This window comes from Pantoea sp. B550 (assembly GCF_024158165.1).
In the GTDB taxonomy this organism is placed as follows: Bacteria; Pseudomonadota; Gammaproteobacteria; order Enterobacterales; family Enterobacteriaceae; genus Pantoea; species Pantoea alfalfae.
Window position 1 is genome coordinate 13,864 of the sequence record NZ_JAMYXI010000003.1, and the last position, 19,005, is coordinate 32,868.

The following is a 19,005-nucleotide window of genomic DNA, read 5'->3' on the forward strand; positions in this document are numbered from 1 at the left end:
CATCAACAGGTTCAGAGCTACTGTCTCAGTCAGGGTTTAGCATTGTTTATCCTTTTACCCAGGATGAGTACCGTGCCATATCGCCTGAAAGCGGTGACCGGCTGTGATTCTGTGCAGTTTTTAACATCGTTAAGTAGTCAGAATGCTAACCGATTAAGATACTTACGCCGCGAAATCTGCGCTGGCCGGTAAAGGGTAATTCTTCTTTAATGAGATCAGTCTGTTTCCCTGTTGCTCTGCTTCAGGAGCAGAGCTTTAATATCCGGATTAGTTAAGCTGTTACGGGCAACGGAGGTGTAGCCCGAGGATAACATCAGGACGGCCGTACTCCGCACTGTGCCAGCGAGCGCTGCTGGCGCTCTTCATATAACACCATCTCATCCAGCACCGCAGAGCCCAGCGCTGCTTCAAACGTCTGCCGGCTCGCCTGTCCCGCTGAACGGACCTGCGCCCGATCGCCGAGGTTGGACTGAAAAATTCCCGCCGCGCTGACGGGCAGAAAATCTTCATAGACGATCGGGTCTGCCAGTACACGCCCCTCCCTGATCAGATCCTCAAGCACTTCACCCTTGTCCGGCGGCGTGGCAACGCCCTTTTCACTCAGGCGATAGTGGAACCAGGCCAGCCCCTGCTGGCGTAGCGTGGTCTCGTCGTCGGGAAAGTCGCGGAATATGGCCGCCAGATGTTGCTGGTGCTGCTGATTGTCCTGACCACTCCCCGCCTCGCTGAGCAGCCGATCGTAGAGCGCACGACCTGCAGGCGTCAGCGCCGCGCCGCGCTGCTCAATTTCACCGAAGCGCGCTGTATGGGTGCCCTGATGCCCGTCCTTAAAGATGATCGGCTCTTCCAGCGCTTTGAAGCTGGTCTGACGCAGCAGAATCGGCACCTGCCGACGCGGCGGTCCTTCGATCAGCGTTTTCGGATCGATGCCGCGCGATGGCATCAGTTGCTGAACGCGGTCAATATCGAGCGTGCGCGGGGTGAGATGGTTGATGTGGCAGCCGGGAAAGCAGACGACATCTGCGATCAATCGATGCTGCTGGTTCAGCGCCTGATAGGTCTGACTGTCCACGCTACTGTGGGCGTGCCAGCGGAAGGTTTCCAGTGCTTCGGTAACAAATTCGGTAGCCTGAACGTCAGTTAATCCGCCCTGCTGCTCATGCAATTGCAGCAGCGCCCGGCAACGGGAAGTGAAAATGTCGCGTGCGGCCAGAATCTCCGCCGTCTTTTCGCGCAGCGCGGGATCGTCGATCAGTTCAGGACGTAACAGCGAGGTAAAGACCCGGAAAGGATTGCGCCGCAGCGCCGCATCGGTGACCGGCCGGAACGCCGTAGAGTGCACCGGCACACCCGCCTGAGAGAGATCGTAATAGCCAACCGGGTACATCCCCATCACCGCAAACAGCTGCCGCAGCGTGGCTAATTCGTCTGCCGTGCCCACACGGATTGCGCCGTGTCGTTCAAGGCTGAGTCGGTCAATTTCATCGGCGGCCGTGAGACGATCTTTCAGCGCGATATCGGCTTCCAGCGAGCGCTCGTTGACGGTGGCGACCAGTTGCATCAGCGTGCCATACTGCGGCACCTCCTGCTGGTACATTGCTGACATCGCCTGAGAGAAACGGGTGCGGATGAGATCCGCACTGATAAACTTGTCCATCTTATCCACCTGACACCATGAGCGTTGCTGCTAATGTAATGCAACGCGCTGGCCTCAGTGGAAAAAATCACGAATCTGTGATCGGCTTAAAGCCGTAGCGGTTTTTTAACAGCAGCATCAGGGTAGTGATCACAGCGGGTATCGCCAGCAGCAAAAATATCACGCTGAAAGACCAGCCGAGTGACATCATCTCTGCGCCGACGAAGGCGCTCAGAATTGCGCCGATGCGCCCCACGCCATGCATCCAGCTGGAGCCGGTGGCGCGAGCGTGTGTAGGATAGTAGCTGGCGGATAAGGCATTCATCCCGGTATTAGCACCGTTAAAACAGAAGCCACTGCAAAAGGCGATCGCGCTCATTATGCCGACTTCGGCGGGCGAAAAGCCAAGCGCCACAATAAACAGTCCGCCGCAGCCGTAGATGGCCGCCAGGGCCAGATTGGCATTGAAGCGATCCATCATCCAGCCCGCAAAGAGTGAGCCCAGCGTTCCGCCTGCCTGATACATGGCGGTGATGATCGCCGCTTCGGTCACTGACATACCCAGGGTATTCACCAGAGATGGCAGCCAGCTGCCAATCAGGTAGACCATGAACAGTCCCATGAAATAGCCCCCCCACAGCATTGTGCTGCCAAACAGATAGCGGCGCGACAGGACGGTGCTAATCGCGCCGCCTGCCGGCAATGTCGCTTCAGGCGCGTGAAATGCGCAATCAGGCACCGTTTTTCCCGGCATCATCCGTTCGAGGATGGCGTGAATGCGGGCAGCGGGTGCGCCACGACTGATAAGAAACCGCACTGACTCCGGCAGGCCGCGGAACAGGAATGGCAACACCAGCAGCGGCAGAATGCCACCCAGCAGCAACACAGAGTGCCAGTTATAACGCGGTAATAGCCAGGATGCGGCAAATCCACCACTGGCGGCACCAAAGGTAAAACCGCAGAACACCACAGTGATAATAAAGGCCCGTCTCCGTTCAGGCGCATATTCCGCCACCAGCGTACCGACGTTGGGCATTGCCGCACCCAGTCCCAGACCGGTCAGGAAGCGGAAAAGCATCATCTGCTCGATGTTCTGAGACAGCGCTGTTGCCAGTGTCCAGAGACCAAAAAAGAAAACGCTGAGGATAATCATCATACGTCGGCCATAGCGGTCAGCCAGCGGGCCCGCGACCATGGCTCCCAGCGCCAGCCCGATCAATGCTGCGCTGATGACAACCCCGAGCTGGTGATTGGTGACGCCCCATGCAGCTTTAAGTGTTGGCGCAATAAATCCCATGATCGCAATGTCCATGCCATCGAGTGCCACCACAATAAAACAGAGCGCAATGAGCCGTTTTTGCCAGTGGCTCAGGCTCTGCTGGTTGATAAGCTGGCGGACATCTACCGCCCCGATGCTGGTCAATGAACACTCCCTGGCAATAGCGCAATCTGGCATCAGATTAAGTAAAAAAAACGGCGTTTATGATAGCCCATCGTTAACCTTAAGCGGTCAGATTTTTATATGATAGTGAGAATTATTCAACTTTAAGCCGTTAAGCTCTTGATATATCGTAGTCTCAGAAACCAGTGCGTCTGTGACAATATGAGATGAGCGCTTCTTAATCAGAGAGTTAGCGGATCAAGTAGCCATTCTGCCACGCTTGTTAAAATAAATTTGCAGCAAAGTTAACAGAATTCATTTTAAACAGTTGCCTGTAAGCGGTCATTCTCATTAAGTTTAAGGTATGGAAAAAAATATCCTTTTCAATCAGCGCATTCGCTTGCGCCATCTACATACCTTTGTTGCTGTCGCGCAGCAAGGCACATTGGGCCGGGCAGCAGAGACGCTGAGCCTGAGTCAGCCTGCTCTGTCCAAAACCCTGAATGAGCTGGAAGAGCTGACAGGCGTTCGTCTGTTTGAGCGGGGTCGCCTGGGTGCCCAGCTCACCACGATGGGAGAACAGTTTCTGACGCATGCAGTGCGGGTGCTTGATGCGCTGAATCATGCCGGACAGAGCTTTAATGAGCAGTCGGGCGATGCCCCAGTGATTATCCGGCTGGGCGCGCTGACTACTGCTGCGATGGGCATGCTGCCCCGCATCCTTGATCGTTTTCATCAGCTGCAGCCTAACACCACTATCCAGGTGGCGACGCTGCATAACAATGTGTTACTGGCGGGATTGCGCGGCGGCGAGTTTGACATCGGTATTGGCCGGATGGCGGACAGCGATATGATGACCGGGTTGACTTACGAACTGCTGTTTCTGGAGTCACTGAAGCTGGTGGTCAGGCCCGAACACCCATTATTGAGTGACAATGTCACGCTGTCGAGGGCAATGCAGTGGCCCGTGGTGATTTCCCCGGAAGGCACCGCACCGCGCCGGATTGCGCAGCAGATGCTTGATGAACAGGGCTGCACGCTGCCACCCCATTGCATTGAAACGTCGTCGACTTCACTGGCGCGCCAGCTGGCGCTTCGCTACGACTACATCTGGTTCGTGCCGTCCGGCGCGATTAAAGAGGACCTCAGCCATAACGCGGTCTGTGCGCTGCCAATCAACTCCTCCGGGCCAGGCGAGCCGGTGGGCATCATTACCCGTACCGGCGCAGAGCTGAGCCTGAGTGCTGAAGTGTTAATGTCCACCATCCGTAAGTTTCACAGCTAGCGGCTGCGTTTCGCATGCCGTTCGCGGTTTTCAAGGCGCGCCTTATCGGTCTTCCGCAGTCCCACATAGAGCGCCCCGGCTCCGCCATGGCGGGTCTGGGCCACGCAGTAAGTCTGCACGTCATCAAACTGCTGTAACCAGCGCGCCAGATAGCTGCGCACAATATTGGCATGGGATTCGTCATCACGGCCCTTGCCATGAATGATAAGCAGATTCCGTAAGTCCTGCTTTTGCGCCTGCATCATAAAGTTAAACAGCGCCTGACGGCAGGTCTCCACTGGTTGCCGCAACAGGTTGAGACTGGCATCCAGTTTGTACTCACCCCGACGCAGCTTATCCAGAATACCCTGCTGTATGCCGTCGGCTTTATACTCCAGCGGTGTGTTAAGCGGGATAATCTCCAGATTACCCCGTGTCAGGAAATTCTCCTGCTCCTTCTCTCCTGGCGGTTTACGGGGCGCTTTAGTCGAGGGCGACTTAAGCCATAACGTTGTGGTGGTGTCTTTTAACGGCGTGACATCGCCCATGGCATCCCGAAAGAGATCGTTGTCATCAAGGTTCATGGTTTTCTCACACCTGATTAAAATTGATGGAACCTACAAAACAGGCTTAAGCAGTTAGCGTAGCAAAAGCTGCAATCGCCGGGCTACCCCGCTTTTATCCATGTTGCCGCTGATGAAGATATGGGTAACAGATCACAAAAGCGGAAACTTTTCGTGACAGTTAACGGTAACGGCATTCTGAGAAGCCCGTCACATCAGCGTTTATCGATGTGTGCTTCATCCATAATGTTTGTGGGTGTAAAACTGCTCGGATGAGTTCCCTTCAGCACAAAAAATGTTAAAATTGACACCAGTCAATAATCGTCGAGCAAACCATTATGATCCCTGAAAAACGTAGCATTCGTCGTATTCAGTCGGGCGGTTGTGCCATTCACTGCCAGGATTGCAGCATCAGTCAGCTCTGCATCCCCTTCACGTTAAATGAACATGAGCTGGATCAGCTCGACAATATCATTGAGCGTAAAAAACCAATTCAGAAAGGGCAAACCCTTTTCAAAGCAGGCGACGAACTGAAATCTCTGTATGCGATTCGTTCCGGCACGATCAAAAGTTACACCATTACCGAGCAGGGTGATGAGCAAATCACCGGTTTCCATCTGGCGGGCGATTTAGTCGGCTTTGATGCCATCATGGGTTCCAGCCATCCCAGCTTTGCGCAGGCGCTGGAAACTGCAATGGTCTGTGAAATCCCGTTTGAAACCCTGGATGACCTGTCAGGAAAAATGCCTGCCCTGCGTCAGCAGATGATGCGTCTGATGAGCGGTGAAATCAAAGGCGATCAGGATATGATCCTGCTGCTGTCGAAGAAAAATGCCGAAGAGCGCCTGGCGGCGTTTATCTGGAACCTTTCCCGTCGTTTCGGCCAGCGCGGTTTTTCTCAGCGTGAATTCCGCCTCACCATGACGCGTGGTGACATTGGTAATTACCTGGGCCTGACGGTTGAAACCATCAGTCGCCTGCTGGGTCGTTTTCAGAAGTCCGGTATGCTGGCGGTGAAAGGGAAATACATCACTATTGAAAACCACGCCCTGCTGGAAGAGTTAGCCGGTCAGAGCCATCAGGCCGCCTGATCCGCAGCCGGATCAATAAATCTTATTTTGTTGATCCGGCAGTAACTTTTTCCCTTCTTCCGCTGTGCAACATAGGCTATCTTTATTCCAGTCGCTCTGGTTTAAGGAGAACGCCTCATGTCCCAGTACCAAAATATTCTGGTCGCCATTGATGCCCAGCAAGACGATCAGCCCGCGCTGCGACGTGCGGTCTATCTGAATCAACGCATTGGCGGAAGGATCAAAGCCTTTCTGCCTATCTATGATTTCTCATACGAGATGACCACCCTGCTTTCGCCTGACGAACGCGCATCAATGCGCCAGGGCGTCATCAGCCAGCGCACTGAATGGATCCGTGAGCAGGCCCGCGCTTATCTGGATGCCGGTGTCGAAATTGACATCAAAGTGATCTGGCACAACCGTCCTTTTGAGGCCATCATTCAGGAAGTGCTTGCCCATCAGCATGACCTGGTGCTGAAGATGGCTCATCAGCATGATCGTCTTGAATCCGTGATCTTCACCCCGACTGACTGGCATCTGCTGCGTAAATGCCCGTGTCCGGTCTGGATGGTCAAAGATCAGCCGTGGCCGGAAGGCGGTAAAGCTATTGTCGCGGTCAATCTTGCCAGTGAAGAGCCACATCACGATGGCCTGAATCAGAAGCTGATTCGTGAAACGGTGAAACTGGCAGAAAAAGTGAATCAGACCGAGGTGCACCTGGTCGGCGCTTATCCGATTACGCCTATCAACATCGCTATCGAACTGCCGGACTTTGATCCCAGCGTTTATAACGATGCGATTCGTGGTCAGCATCTGGTGGCGATGAAAGCGCTGCGGCAGAAGTTCTCGATTGGTGAAGAGCTCACCCATGTGGCTAAAGGCCTGCCGGAAGAAGTCATCCCTGATCTGGCGGCGCATCTGGGTGCTGGTGTGGTGGTGTTGGGTACCATAGGACGTACCGGCCTGTCGGCAGCCTTCCTGGGTAATACGGCGGAACAGGTGATTGATCATCTGCGCTGCGATCTGCTGGCGCTCAAGCCTGACGATTTCAAATCGCCGATTGACCTGGATGATGAAGAGGATGAGGAGGATTGATTCTCCCCTGATAGAAGACGGGCGGCGGATTAGCCGCCCTTTTTTTATTACAGCGCTTTGAGAATGGCTTCCACGCTGGCTTTGGCATCGCCAAACAGCATCTGACTATTCTCTTTGAAGAACAGCGGATTCTGTACGCCAGCATAACCGGTGTTCATTGAGCGTTTAAACACCACGACATTGTGCGCTTTCCACACTTCCAGTACCGGCATGCCCGCAATCGGACTGCGGGGGTCATCCTGCGCCGCCGGGTTAACCGTGTCATTGGCACCGATAACCAGCACCGTGTCGGTGTCGCTGAAATCGTCGTTGATCTCATCCATCTCCAGCACCACGTCATAAGGTACTTTGGCCTCGGCCAGCAGCACGTTCATGTGACCCGGCAGACGCCCTGCCACCGGATGAATGCCGAAGCGCACGTTGATGCCGAGTGCACGCAGTCGGGCAGTAATTTCCGCAACCGGGTACTGCGCCTGCGCCACTGCCATACCGTAGCCAGGGGTAATAATCACCGAGCTGGATGCCTTGAGCATCTCTGCGGTTTCTTCAGCTGTGATTTCACGATGCTCGCCCGCTTCCTGACTGTCATCGCCGCTGCTGACTTCCGTGCCAAACCCGCCCGCAATCACGCTGATGAACGAACGGTTCATCGCTTTGCACATGATGTAGGAGAGAATCGCACCCGACGACCCCACCAGTGCACCGGTTACAATCAGCAGATCGTTGCTCAGCATAAAACCGGCAGCGGCAGCGGCCCAGCCTGAATAGGAGTTCAGCATCGACACCACAACCGGCATGTCCGCGCCGCCGATAGAGGCAACCAGATGCCAGCCAAACGCCAGCGCAATCACTGTCATCAGAAGCAGTGCGAACACCTGAGCACCCGTGCTGCTGGTGTTAACAAACCACAGCAGCAGCAGGAACGAGACGACCAGCGCCAGCAGATTCAGCTTGTGACGATGCGGTAACGCCAGCGGTTTTGAAGAGATTTTGCCGCACAGCTTGCCAAACGCTACCAGCGAACCGGTGAAGGTGACAGCACCAATAAAGATACCGATAAACACTTCGCTCAGATGGATATTCTCCATCACGGCTGGCAGGCCAGGCGCGTGGTCGATGTAACTGTTGATGCCGACCAGCACAGCGGCCAGGCCGACAAAGCTGTGCAGAATCGCGACCAGCTCCGGCATTTCTGTCATTTCGACTTTCTTCGCCAGACGAATCCCGATAGCGCCGCCAATGACCATCGCCAGCAGGATCCAGACGACATTTCCGCTGTCCGGGCCAAAGATGGTGGCAACCAGCGCAATCGCCATGCCGCTGATACCAAAAATATTCCCGCGCTTTGAGGTCTCGTGACGCGAGAGACCCGCAAGGCTACAGATGAAAAGAATTGCAGCCACAATATAGGCTGCAGTGACTAATCCGCCAGACATGTGTTACCCCTTACGAAACATTTTCAGCATGCGCTGGGTGACGGTAAAGCCACCAAAGATATTGATGCTGGCAATCAGCACGGCAATAAAGGAGATAAAGGTGACCCAGCCACCGTGGCCCATCTGCAGTACCGCACCGATGACGATAATGCCGGAGATGGCGTTGGTAACGGACATCAGCGGCGTATGCAGCGCGTGACTGACGTTCCAGACCACGTAATAACCCACCACACAGGCGAGCGCGAACACGGTAAAGTGGGAGAGGAACTCAGCTGGCGCTACGTTTGCGAGGCAGCCAAACAGCACGACAGCCAGTGCGATCAGCAGGTAGTTACGCCACGGAGACACAGGCTTTGCTTCAGCCTTCTCTGCGGGTTTCTGGGCTGCCGGTTTAGCCTGTGGCGCAGCAGAGACCTGAATCGGCGGTGCTGGCCAGGTGACTTCACCCTCACGCACGACAGTCACGCCCCGCACCACTACATCGTCGAAATCGACCTGGATTTCGCCATTTTTCTCTTTACACAGCAGCTTAATCAGATTGACAAGGTTGGTGCCGTAAAGCTGGGAAGATTGAGTTGCGAGACGGCTGGGCAGATCGGTATAACCGATAATTTTCACGCCGTTAGGCGTTACGGTCACCTGATCAGCGACGGTCAGCGCACAGTTGCCGCCGGTCTGCGCCGCCAGATCAACAATTACGCTGCCTGGTTTCATGCTGGCGATCATCTCTTCGGTGATCAGTTTCGGTGCCGGTTTGCCTGGGATCAGCGCCGTGGTGACAATGATGTCCACCTCTTTAGCCTGGCTGGCAAACAGTGCCATCTCCGCTTTAATGAACGCCTCGGACATGACTTTAGCGTAACCATCGCCACTGCCCGCTTCCTCTTCGAAATCGAGTTCAAGGAATTCGGCACCCATACTCTGCACCTGCTCTTTAACTTCAGGGCGGGTATCAAAGGCCCGGACAATCGCGCCCAGACTGCCCGCTGCACCGATCGCGGCCAGCCCTGCCACACCGGCCCCAATCACCATAACTTTGGCCGGTGGCACTTTTCCGGCGGCGGTGATCTGACCGGTAAAGAAGCGTCCAAATTCATGGGCGGCTTCGACGATAGCGCGATAACCGGCAATGTTCGCCATCGAGCTCAGAGCATCCAGCGACTGCGCCCGCGAAATACGCGGTACCGAGTCCATTGCCATGACGGTGACCTGACGCGCAGCCAGCTTTGAAAGCAGGTCGGGATTCTGTGCAGGCCAGATAAAGCTGACCAGCGTGCTGCCCGCCCGGGTGAGCGCAATCTCATCCTCATCCGGTGCATTCACCTTCAGAACGATATCGGACTGCCATACCTGTTTCTGGTCGCAGAGTGTGGCACCTGCTGCTCTGTAGCTTTCATCATCAAAGCTGGCGCGTTGACCGGCGTCATGCTCCAGGGTGACGCTGAAACCCAGCTTAATGAGTTGTTCCACGGTCTTTGGCGTGGCAGCCACGCGCGACTCGTTTGGCAACCTTTCCTTGGGGATTCCAATTAACATAGTGTTTCCTTTCATCGGTTAAGGATGATGGCCCGGATCTGCATGACGACATCGCAGCTAAAACAGCGTTTCAGCGACTTATAGTCGGAATGCATGTATTTCAAAGTGTTTATAACCTACTTAAAATGTGACGAGCGATCCAGAGCAGCTACGCAGAGTAGTGACATTCACATGATTATTCAGGATTCTGCTAAAAAAGCTGCGTAATCCCACTGCGAAACAGTCCTGCAAGCAGATAATCTGCCAGAATAAATTATGCCCGGCCGAATTAACCTTCAATAAAAACCTTTATTTAACAATGAATTAACTGTTTAAGCGCTAACAGTTACCGCTTTTAATGGTAACCCGCACGAAAACACGCCATAACTGTGTTTGATGACAAACAAATGAAAAAATCATGGTTGAATAACGCGATCTGACACAAAAAATCGCTGCGACAGTCTGTTTATAACATGCAATAATCAGCGGCTAATCTGTTATACATCAAGAGTCCAGCACGTTTTCGTACTCATTTTTGCGTAAGGCGAAGGATTATTTTTATGAAGCTGAAGAACACTATTCTGGCGTCCACTCTGTTGTCTCTGCTGGCAGCCAATGCATTCGCTGCGCAGGAGTTAACGCCAGAAAAAGCGGCCGCGCTGAAGCCATTCGAACGTATTAATATCACCGGTCGTTTCAACGCAATTGGCGACGCAGCCGATGCGGTCTCTAAGCGTGCAGATCAGATGGGCGCTGCCTCTTATTACATCCAGGCGATCAACGACAGCAACGGCAACAGCGGTAACTGGCGCGTTACGGCTGACCTCTATAAAGCTGATGCCCCGGCAGCCACCCAGTCCACGACTTACCGTCGTTTCAATGGCGTCAATGAACTGCCAAAAGCAGAAGCGTATAAGCTTGAACCGTTCGATACCGTTTCGGTCAGCGGCTTCTTTGCCAGCCAGCCGGATGTGAACGACGCGATTTCAAAAGCGGCTAAACAGAAAGGCGCGGCCTCCTTCTTTATCGTTCGCCAGATCGATGCCAACAGCGGCGGCAATCAGTATGTCACCGCCTATGTTTATAAAGCGGATGCTAAAGAACGCAAGGTGCAGACACCGAATGCGATTCCTGCCGATTCAGAAGCGGGTAAAGCCGCTCTGGCTACCGGTGGCGCTGCGGCGGCTAACGTCGAAATTCCAGGCGTGGCCTCGTCTGAAACGCCAAGCAACAAAGTGGGCCGTTTCTTCGAAACCCAAAGCTCTACCGGCAAGCGCTATACCGTCAATCTGCCAAACGGTAAATCCGTACAGGAAGTGAACGCAATCACTGCCGCGCAGATGCAGCCGTTTGATACCGTCACCTTCACCGGGCACTTCGGTACACCAACGGCGATTTCAGAAGAAGTGGCAAAGCGTGCAGCCGATAAAGGTGCCAAGTTCTACCACGTCACCCGTCAGTGGCAGAACCAGAGTGGCGGCAACCTGACCGTTACGGCTGACCTGTTTAAGTAATCCCTCCAGGGCGGCACCCGCCGCCCTGCTGTTTGCATAATTCCTGCGCTGTTTTGCATAGTCACGCATTGCCATCCCCTGCCACTCTCCGTAAAATCCTCCGCCTGTTTACCGGATATTGTCCCTGTATTCTGCCTTTGGTGTGACATAACCCAGCGACAGAATCCGATTTACCCAGCCATATATGCTAGCGGGAAGGTAGTTTTGGAGAAAAAATTAGGTCTCGGTGCGCTGACGGCGCTGGTGCTCAGCTCAATGCTGGGCGCAGGCGTGTTCAGTCTGCCGCAAAACATGGCCGCAGTGGCCGGTCCGGCCGCGCTGCTGCTGGGGTGGCTGATTACCGGTGTCGGCATTATTTTTCTGTCGCTGGCGATGCTGCTGCTGACCCGCCTTAAGCCCGAACTGGACGGCGGCATCTTTACCTATGCACGCGCCGGGTTCGGCGAACTGATGGGCTTCTGTTCCGCCTGGGGCTACTGGCTATGCGCCGTAATCGCCAATGTCTCCTATCTGGTGATTGTCTTCTCTGCCCTGAGCTTCTTCACCGATACACCCGACCGGATTATCTTTGGTGATGGCAATACCTGGCAGGCGATGCTGGGTGCGTCCGTGCTGCTGTGGCTGGTTCACTGGCTGGTACTGCGCGGCGTGCAGACCGCGGCCAGCATCAATCTGATGGCGACGCTGGGCAAGCTGGTGCCGCTGCTGCTGTTTATTGTACTGGCGGTGATGGCGTTCAACTATGATCGTTTCCGCTTCGATTTTTCCGGTGTCACGCTGGGAAAACCGCTCTGGGAGCAGGTTAAGCAGACCATGCTGATTACCCTGTGGGTCTTTATCGGGGTTGAAGGTGCTGTGGTCGTCTCTGCCCGTGCACGCCAGAAAAAGGATGTGGGCCGCGCAACCTTATTCGCCGTGCTGGCTGCGCTGCTGGTCTATCTGCTGGTGACACTGCTGTCGCTTGGCGTGGTGCCGCGTGCTGAACTGGCTGAAATGCGTAACCCGTCAATGGCCGGATTAATGACCCGACTGATGGGGCACTGGGGCGATGCGGTGATTGCGATGGGTCTGATTGTTTCCGTGTGCGGTGCCTATCTGAGCTGGACGATTATGGCCGCGGAAGTGCCGCTGATTGCCGCGCAACAGGGTGCTTTTCCCCGCAGTATCGCCCGGCAGAACCGCCATAACGCGCCAGCTGCCTCGCTGTGGCTGACCAACGGCAGTATTCAGCTCTGCCTGATCCTGATTGCCCTGACCGGTGCTGACTACAACAACCTGCTGACCATCGCCTCGGAGATGATTCTGGTGCCCTATCTGCTGGTGGGGTTATATCTGATCAAAGTGGTGCGCGGACAGCATAAGCCGCTGGCGATGGCAATCGGTGTGGGTGCCAGCGTGTATGGCATCTGGCTGTTGTACGCCTCGGGACCCATGCACCTGATGATGTCAGTGGTGCTTTACACACCGGGCCTGCTGCTGTTTCTGTTTGCACGACGCGGCGGCCGCGGCGATATTGCGCTGACCTCGCTGGAGCGCATTGCGATGGGATTGCTGATTGCCGCGACATTGCCCGCCGTGTGGGAGCTGACGACTTAAAGCCCGATAAAAAGGGGTCTCAGTGTGCCTGCACTGGAATGGATACACACAGCAGGTCATCCTGCTGTGTGAGGTTCAGCGGCTTCGCATACTCATAGTGGATGGCATCCAGCTGCTCCGCCGAAAGCGGATAAGGGAGCTGGATATCAAAGCGACTAATATGCTGTTGTTCTGCGAGAGTAATCAGGCGCGCGATATTAATTTCGTCGCTAACCTGAGTGGAAATGATTTGTAATGCTAATTCTTTTAACGGGTCGTCACTGCCCTGTAAACGGTGTGCCGATTTACGTGTCACCATGCCAAATATCGGCATCACACCATAAATAGCATCGACGAAGCTCCAGCGCTTTTTGCAGGAAGCGGAAAGAAAGTCACTGTAATTGAAGCAGATGCGGTCAGGGTATATGGCTGATGCCAGCTCTTTATCAGACACACTAACGCTCCTCATGGTAATCATCAATATCCCAAACCTGGCGCAAAAAGGCCGCGCTAATGATTGCACATTTTGCCGGTTATATACCAGCAAGCCACGGATATTTCGTGCGATAACGTAGAGCTCAGGACCAGGAAAAGATATGCTTTCATTCATCCCTGACTCTGCCCTGTGAACTATGAACAAAATTGTTTATGTAGAAGATGAACCCGAAGTGGGTTCGCTGATTGCGGCCTATCTTGGCCGTCACGATATTGAAGTCATTGTTGAAACACGCGGCGACCGTGCTGAAGCGGTCATCGCCGAACAGCAGCCCGACCTGGTGATGCTGGATATCATGTTGCCGGGCAAAGATGGCATGACCATCTGTCGCGACCTGCGGGCCAACTGGCAGGGACCAATCGTGTTGCTTACCTCACTGGACAGCGACATGAACCATATTCTGGCCCTGGAGATGGGTGCGCAGGATTACATCCTGAAAACCACACCACCCGCTGTGCTGCTGGCCCGCCTGCGCCTGCATCTGCGCCAGTCCCAGCATGGGCAGCCGGAAGATGCGCCTGCTGCGCCTGCCGCGAATCGTATGCTGCGTTTTGGCTCGCTGACCATTGATGCCCTGAACCGTCAGGTGACGCTGTTTGACGAGCAGATCGCCCTCTCCACTGCGGATTTCGATCTGCTGTGGGTTCTCGCCAGCCATGCGGGTCAGACGCTTAACCGTGATGCACTGTTGAAAACATTGCGCGGCGTCAGTTATGACGGCCTGGACCGCAGTATCGACGTGGCCATCTCCAGGCTGCGTAAAAAGCTCCACGACAGTGCCACCGAGCCGTTCCGCATTAAAACCATCCGCAATAAAGGCTATCTGTTCGCACCCCAGGCCTGGGATACGCGCGAATTATGAGAAAGCTTTTTATTCAGTTCTATCTGCTGCTGTTTGTCTGCTTTCTGGTCATGGCGCTGCTGGTGGGTCTGGTCTATAAGTTCACCGCTGAGCGCGCGGGCCGGCAGTCGATGAATGATCTGATGGCCAGCTCGCTCTACCTGATCCGCAGCGAACTGCGTGAGATCCCGCCGCGTGACTGGAACAAAACCATCAAGAGTCTTGATCTCGGCCTGTCGTTCGACCTGCACATTGAGCCGATGAACAAATATCAGCTCGATGAGACCAACATGCGGCGGTTACGGGCAGGCGAGATCGTGGCGCTCGACGATCAATACACCTTTCTGCAGCATATTCCGCGCAGCCACTATGTCTTATCGGTGGGGCCGATTCCCTATCTCTTTTATCTGCACCAGATGCGACTGCTGGATATTGCTCTGCTGGTGTTTATTGGCATGTCGCTGGCGCTGCCGGTGTTTATCTGGCTCCGCCCGCACTGGCAGGAGATGCAGCGCCTGGAAAAAGCGGCACAGCGCTTTGGCCGGGGCGAACTGGATGTACGTACCCATTTCGACAGCACCTCCAGTCTGTTCCGGCTGGGTATCGCCTTTAACCAGATGGCCGAGAACATCAACACGCTGGTCGCCAGCAAGAAGCAGCTGATTGACGGTATTGCCCATGAGCTGAGAACGCCGCTGGTACGCCTGCGCTACCGGCTGGAGATGAGCGATAACCTTACGGATGGCGAACGGGTGGCGCTGAATCGCGACATCGGCCAGCTTGAAAGCCTGATTGAGGAGCTGCTGACCTATGCGCGTCTTGACCGGCCGCGCGTCGATCTGAATCTTAAATCGCTGGATCTGGCCAGCTGGCTGAGCGAGCGGCTGGACGATTTCCGCACCATCAACCCGGACATGCGACTCGACCTTGATCTGCCGCAGCGTGAAAACATCGGCATTTCTGACACCCGATTGATGGAGCGGGTGCTGGATAACCTGGTGAACAACGCGCTGCGTTATGCGCAGCAGCGACTGCGCGTCAGTTTATGGTTCGACGGTCCGGTCGGTTGTCTGCAGGTTGAAGATGACGGCCCGGGCATTCCGCCCGACGAACGTGAACGGGTTTTCGAACCTTTTGTCCGGCTTGATCCCAGCCGCGATCGCGCCACAGGCGGCTGCGGACTGGGCCTGGCCATTGTTTACTCGATTGCCCAGGCACTCAGCGGCAACGTAACCATTGAGTCCAGCCCGCTGGGCGGTGCCAGCGTTCGCTTTTGCTGGCCGGTTGATCTAACCTTGCGTGAAATTCCGCTGCGTTAAAATCCACAAGGAGTCTTACGTGACCTCAGCGTATCAACAACTTACCAAAACGTTCCAGCGCCTTTCCCGTTTCAGTCACGTCACGGCCATCGCTGGCTGTGACATGCAAACCACCATGCCACCTGGCGGCAGTCAGGCGCGTGGTGAAGCGCTGGCCGAAATGAGCGTATTGCAGCACCAGATCCTGACCGCCCCACAGGTCGGCGAGTGGCTTAAAGCCGCCGAGCAGCAGTCGCTGAACGATGTCGAGCGGGCCAACCTCAACGAGATGCAGCGCGCATATCAGCAGGCCACCCTGCTCCCTGATGATTTTGTTGAAGCCAAATCGATCGCCGGTTCCGTATGTGAACATGCATGGCGCACTCAGCGTCCCGCCAACGACTGGCAGGGCTTTGCCGCCAACCTCAAAGAAGTCGTACGACTGAGCCGCGAAGAGGCCCAGCGCCGCGCTGACGCCCGTGGCTGTTCGCGTTACGATGCGCTGCTGGATCTCTATGAGCCGGGTATGACCCGCGCCCGACTGGATGAAACCTTTGGCGAGCTGAAAACCTGGCTGCCCGATCTGCTGCAACAAGTCGTGGAAAAACAGGCACAGCAGTCATTTATCACGCCGCACGGGCCGTTCGCCATTCCAGCGCAGCGCCAGCTCGGTCTGAGCATTATGGAGACGCTGGGTTTTGACTTTAACCATGGCCGCCTCGACATCAGTGCGCATCCCTTCTGTGGCGGCGTCCCGGAAGATGTGCGCATCACCACCCGTTACAACGAGAATGAATTTCTCAGCGCCATGATGGGCGTGATTCACGAAACCGGTCATGCCCGCTATGAGCAGAATCTGCCGCAGCAGTGGCGCGGTCAGCCAGTGGCGCTGGCGCGCTCCACGGCTATTCACGAATCACAAAGCCTGTTTATGGAGATGCAGCTGGGTCGCAGCCGCGAATTCCTGCAGCGCATTTTGCCGCAGGTGATCGCTACCTTTGGCGATCAGCCCGCTCTGCAGGCGGATAATTTCGTGCGCCTGACCCAGCAGGTGAAACCCGGCCTGATCCGGGTTGACGCAGATGAACTGAGCTACCCGGCGCATGTCATTCTGCGCTATGAAATCGAGCAGGCGCTAATTGAAGGCGAGATTGAGGTTGAAGACATCCCGGCGCTGTGGGATGAGAAGATGATGCAGTCACTGGGTCTGGATACCCGGGGTAATTATCGCGATGGCTGTATGCAGGATATCCACTGGACCGACGGCGCATTTGGTTACTTCCCGACCTATACGCTGGGCGCGATGTATGCCGCACAGCTGTTCCGGTCAGTTCAGAAGGCCATCCCTCAACTCAGCGAGCTGATTCAGCATGGTGAACTGCAGCCGGTATTTGACTGGCTGCAACAGAACATCTGGCAGCACGGCAGCCGTTTCTCCACCGACCAGTTGCTGATCAATGCTACCGGCGAAGCGCTGAATCCGGCTCTCTTCCGCCAGCATCTTGAACAACGCTACCTGAATAGCTAAGCTTCCGGGCGGTCTGCTGACCGCCCTTTTCCGCCTTTGTACAATCGGTTACACGCCGATACCAAACACCCACGGACACCGTTCATTGATTTCCCTATAGTCTCTTCACCGGCCCCGCAGTGGGCTACACATGAAAAAACAGTCTCCGAGGGATTTGCAATGAAAAAATTATTTGCACTGGTTGTTGCCGCTGCTATGGGTATGTCTTCTGTTGCTTTCGCTGCTGACACCACAGCTGCTCCAGCTGCTGCGCCAGCCGCAACAACAACTACCGCTGCAGCACCGGCTAAAACCGTTCACAAAACTGCGCACAAGAAACACCATAAAGCAGCTCAGAAAGCCCAGGCTGCTAAGAAACACCACAAAAAAGCAGTGAAAAAAGATGCCGCGCAGAAAGCGCAGGCGGCTAAAAAAGTTCACCATAAAAAAGCAACTAAACCAGCCGCTCAGAAAGCCCAGGCGGCTAAAAAAGTTCACCATAAAAAAGTAACTCAGCCAGCTGCTCAGAAAGCCCAGGCTGCTAAAAAAGTTCACCATAAAAAAGTAACTCAGCCAGCTGCTCAGAAAGCCCAGGCTGCTAAAAAAGTGCACCACAAAAAAGTGGTAAAACCTGCTCAGAAAGCGCAGGCCGCTAAAAAAGTTCACCACAAAAAAGTTGTGAAACCAGCAGCTAAAAACTAAGGTCGCCTTCAGCGCACGGCCACGAGATGATAATTAAAAACACCCGGTTATGCCGGGTGTTTCTTTACTGGAGTGGATGAAATGACGAGAGTGGATGAAATAGTGCGTCGCTATCGCTTCGAAATTATTCTGCTTGTTATGATCCTGTGTGGCATTGTTGCAGCCAGCTTTTTTATTTAGCCGCTGTAGCGTACTGATTAACCAATAAAACTCCCTTTTTCAACGCTCACCGACTATAGTTACCGTACTTACGTAATAACAATAACGTTAATTTTTGTCGCCATTGAGATTTCTATGCGCCTGGCTACCCTGTTAATGGTTGGACTCTTCAGCTTTGCCACCACGGTTCACGCCGATGATGACGATGACTCGCCTACTCCTGCTGAAATTAAGATGCTGTTCTTCGGCAAGGATCATCGCCAGGCAATCACCGATATTACCGCTGCCCCCTGGGATGCCATTGGTCAGCTGGAAACCGAAAGCGGCAACCTCTGTACTGCCACGCTCATCTCTCCACATCTGGCGCTGACGGCCGGACACTGTCTGCTCTCTCCACCGGGTAATTTCGATAAGCCGGTGGCACTGCGATTTATGGCCAGTGATAAAGGCTGGCGTTACGAGCTTCATGATATTGATGCGCGCGTTGAACCCTCGCTGGCGTCAAAATTAAAAGCGGATGGTGAAGGCTGGATCGTGCCGAGCAGTGCTGCGCCCTATGATTATGGCATCGTGATTTTACGCAATCCGCCCTCTGCAATTACGCCGATTCCATTGTTCGATGGCTCACGCAGCGACCTTACTGCGGCGCTGAAGCTGACCGGACGCAAAGTGACGCAGGCAGGCTATCCAGCCGATCATCTGGATACGCTCTACTCTCACAGTGATTGCCTGATTACCGGCTGGGCGCAGCGTGCCGTGCTGTCGCATCAGTGTGACACCCTGCCGGGCGACAGTGGTTCACCGCTGCTGCTCAAAAGCGATAAAGGCTGGCAGTTAATCGCGGTACAAAGCTCAGCACCGGCAGCGAAAGATCGCTATCTGGCTGACAATCGCGCGATTTCGGTCACCTCGTTTAAAGATAAGCTGGAATCTCTCGCGCAGTAGCCTTCCCA

At 54.8% G+C, this 19,005-nt stretch carries 16 protein-coding genes; 10 read left to right on the top strand and 6 right to left on the bottom strand.

Annotation, left to right across the window (positions count from 1 at the left end):
- Positions 1 to 313 precede the first annotated feature (313 nt).
- Positions 314 to 1,657 (bottom strand): VOC family protein, encoded by a 1,344-nt coding sequence (locus tag NIM72_RS03155; RefSeq protein WP_161735158.1) that lies wholly within the window; start codon positions 1,655 to 1,657, stop codon positions 314 to 316.
- A gap of 67 nt (positions 1,658 to 1,724) precedes the next feature.
- Positions 1,725 to 3,059 (bottom strand): aromatic acid/H+ symport family MFS transporter, encoded by a 1,335-nt coding sequence (locus NIM72_RS03160; protein WP_253418693.1) that lies wholly within the window; start codon positions 3,057 to 3,059, stop codon positions 1,725 to 1,727.
- A 322-nt stretch (positions 3,060 to 3,381) separates the two neighbouring features.
- Between NIM72_RS03160 and NIM72_RS03165 the strand changes: the two genes are divergently transcribed.
- Positions 3,382 to 4,302: a LysR substrate-binding domain-containing protein gene (locus NIM72_RS03165; protein WP_161735160.1), complete on the top strand. Its 921-nt coding sequence runs from the start codon at positions 3,382 to 3,384 to the stop codon at positions 4,300 to 4,302.
- Here NIM72_RS03165 and smrA read toward each other — a convergent pair.
- The gene (smrA, locus tag NIM72_RS03170; protein WP_253418696.1) at positions 4,299 to 4,865 is read right to left on the bottom strand and encodes a DNA endonuclease SmrA; all 567 of its coding nucleotides are present in this window, start codon (positions 4,863 to 4,865) and stop codon (positions 4,299 to 4,301) included. The genes NIM72_RS03165 and smrA overlap by 4 nt on opposite strands.
- Positions 4,866 to 5,182: 317 nt before the next feature.
- On the opposite strand from smrA, the gene NIM72_RS03175 reads away from it, so the two are divergent.
- Together NIM72_RS03175 and uspE are read left to right on the top strand one after the other, a co-directional pair.
- Positions 5,183 to 5,935, top strand: coding sequence for an FNR family transcription factor (locus NIM72_RS03175; protein WP_010244686.1), 753 nt, complete (start codon positions 5,183 to 5,185; stop codon positions 5,933 to 5,935).
- 117 nt (positions 5,936 to 6,052) lie between these two features.
- A complete protein-coding gene (uspE, locus tag NIM72_RS03180) occupies positions 6,053 to 7,009 on the top strand; it encodes a universal stress protein UspE (RefSeq protein WP_161735166.1) in 957 nt (318 codons plus the stop codon).
- Positions 7,010 to 7,056: 47 nt separating this feature from the next.
- On the opposite strand, the gene pntB is transcribed toward uspE, so the two are convergent.
- Positions 7,057 to 8,445 (bottom strand): Re/Si-specific NAD(P)(+) transhydrogenase subunit beta, encoded by a 1,389-nt coding sequence (pntB, locus tag NIM72_RS03185; RefSeq protein ID WP_161735169.1) that lies wholly within the window; start codon positions 8,443 to 8,445, stop codon positions 7,057 to 7,059.
- A gap of 3 nt (positions 8,446 to 8,448) precedes the next feature.
- Positions 8,449 to 9,981, bottom strand: a complete 1,533-nt coding sequence (pntA, locus tag NIM72_RS03190; RefSeq protein ID WP_161735172.1) for a Re/Si-specific NAD(P)(+) transhydrogenase subunit alpha — start codon at positions 9,979 to 9,981, stop codon at positions 8,449 to 8,451.
- 539 nt (positions 9,982 to 10,520) lie between these two features.
- On the opposite strand from pntA, the gene ydgH reads away from it, so the two are divergent.
- Positions 10,521 to 11,474 (top strand): DUF1471 family protein YdgH, encoded by a 954-nt coding sequence (ydgH, locus tag NIM72_RS03195; protein WP_061062532.1) that lies wholly within the window; start codon positions 10,521 to 10,523, stop codon positions 11,472 to 11,474.
- A gap of 204 nt (positions 11,475 to 11,678) precedes the next feature.
- Positions 11,679 to 13,070, top strand: a complete 1,392-nt coding sequence (locus NIM72_RS03200) for a basic amino acid/polyamine antiporter (protein WP_161735174.1) — start codon at positions 11,679 to 11,681, stop codon at positions 13,068 to 13,070.
- 19 nt (positions 13,071 to 13,089) lie between these two features.
- On the opposite strand, the gene NIM72_RS03205 is transcribed toward NIM72_RS03200, so the two are convergent.
- On the bottom strand, positions 13,090 to 13,503 hold the full coding sequence (locus NIM72_RS03205; RefSeq protein WP_161735178.1) for a hypothetical protein: 414 nt from the start codon (positions 13,501 to 13,503) through the stop codon (positions 13,090 to 13,092).
- A gap of 178 nt (positions 13,504 to 13,681) precedes the next feature.
- On the opposite strand from NIM72_RS03205, the gene rstA reads away from it, so the two are divergent.
- The 5 genes from rstA (at position 13,682) to NIM72_RS03230 (ending at position 18,997) form a co-directional block, all read left to right on the top strand.
- Positions 13,682 to 14,407 carry a two-component system response regulator RstA gene (rstA, locus tag NIM72_RS03210; protein ID WP_013357953.1) on the top strand — a complete coding sequence of 242 codons (726 nt, stop codon included), beginning with the start codon at positions 13,682 to 13,684 and terminating at the stop codon, positions 14,405 to 14,407.
- Positions 14,404 to 15,705: a two-component system sensor histidine kinase RstB gene (rstB, locus tag NIM72_RS03215; RefSeq protein WP_253418699.1), complete on the top strand. Its 1,302-nt coding sequence runs from the start codon at positions 14,404 to 14,406 to the stop codon at positions 15,703 to 15,705. Before rstA ends, rstB begins: the two co-directional genes overlap by 4 nt.
- A 19-nt stretch (positions 15,706 to 15,724) precedes the next feature.
- Complete coding sequence (locus NIM72_RS03220; RefSeq protein ID WP_161735183.1) at positions 15,725 to 17,212, top strand: carboxypeptidase M32; 1,488 nt, start codon at positions 15,725 to 15,727, stop codon at positions 17,210 to 17,212.
- Positions 17,213 to 17,371: 159 nt separating this feature from the next.
- Positions 17,372 to 17,893, top strand: a complete 522-nt coding sequence (gene asr, locus NIM72_RS03225; RefSeq protein WP_222925436.1) for an acid resistance repetitive basic protein Asr — start codon at positions 17,372 to 17,374, stop codon at positions 17,891 to 17,893.
- A gap of 294 nt (positions 17,894 to 18,187) precedes the next feature.
- Positions 18,188 to 18,997, top strand: coding sequence for a serine protease (locus NIM72_RS03230; protein WP_008925243.1), 810 nt, complete (start codon positions 18,188 to 18,190; stop codon positions 18,995 to 18,997).
- Positions 18,998 to 19,005: the final 8 nt, after the last annotated feature.

Bases quoted from the DNA above. Each gene is read 5' to 3' on its own strand.
- pntA (WP_161735172.1), bottom strand. From the start codon at position 9,981: ATGTTAATTGGAATCCCCAAGGAAAGGTTGCCAAACGAGTCGCGCGTG.
- rstA (WP_013357953.1), top strand. From the start codon at position 13,682: ATGAACAAAATTGTTTATGTAGAAGATGAACCCGAAGTGGGTTCGCTG.
- NIM72_RS03155 (WP_161735158.1), bottom strand. From the start codon at position 1,657: ATGGACAAGTTTATCAGTGCGGATCTCATCCGCACCCGTTTCTCTCAG.
- NIM72_RS03165 (WP_161735160.1), top strand. From the start codon at position 3,382: ATGGAAAAAAATATCCTTTTCAATCAGCGCATTCGCTTGCGCCATCTA.
- NIM72_RS03230 (WP_008925243.1), top strand. From the start codon at position 18,188: ATGCGCCTGGCTACCCTGTTAATGGTTGGACTCTTCAGCTTTGCCACC.
- rstB (WP_253418699.1), top strand. From the start codon at position 14,404: ATGAGAAAGCTTTTTATTCAGTTCTATCTGCTGCTGTTTGTCTGCTTT.
- pntB (WP_161735169.1), bottom strand. From the start codon at position 8,445: ATGTCTGGCGGATTAGTCACTGCAGCCTATATTGTGGCTGCAATTCTT.
- smrA (WP_253418696.1), bottom strand. From the start codon at position 4,865: ATGAACCTTGATGACAACGATCTCTTTCGGGATGCCATGGGCGATGTC.
- asr (WP_222925436.1), top strand. From the start codon at position 17,372: ATGAAAAAATTATTTGCACTGGTTGTTGCCGCTGCTATGGGTATGTCT.
- NIM72_RS03175 (WP_010244686.1), top strand. From the start codon at position 5,183: ATGATCCCTGAAAAACGTAGCATTCGTCGTATTCAGTCGGGCGGTTGT.
- ydgH (WP_061062532.1), top strand. From the start codon at position 10,521: ATGAAGCTGAAGAACACTATTCTGGCGTCCACTCTGTTGTCTCTGCTG.
- uspE (WP_161735166.1), top strand. From the start codon at position 6,053: ATGTCCCAGTACCAAAATATTCTGGTCGCCATTGATGCCCAGCAAGAC.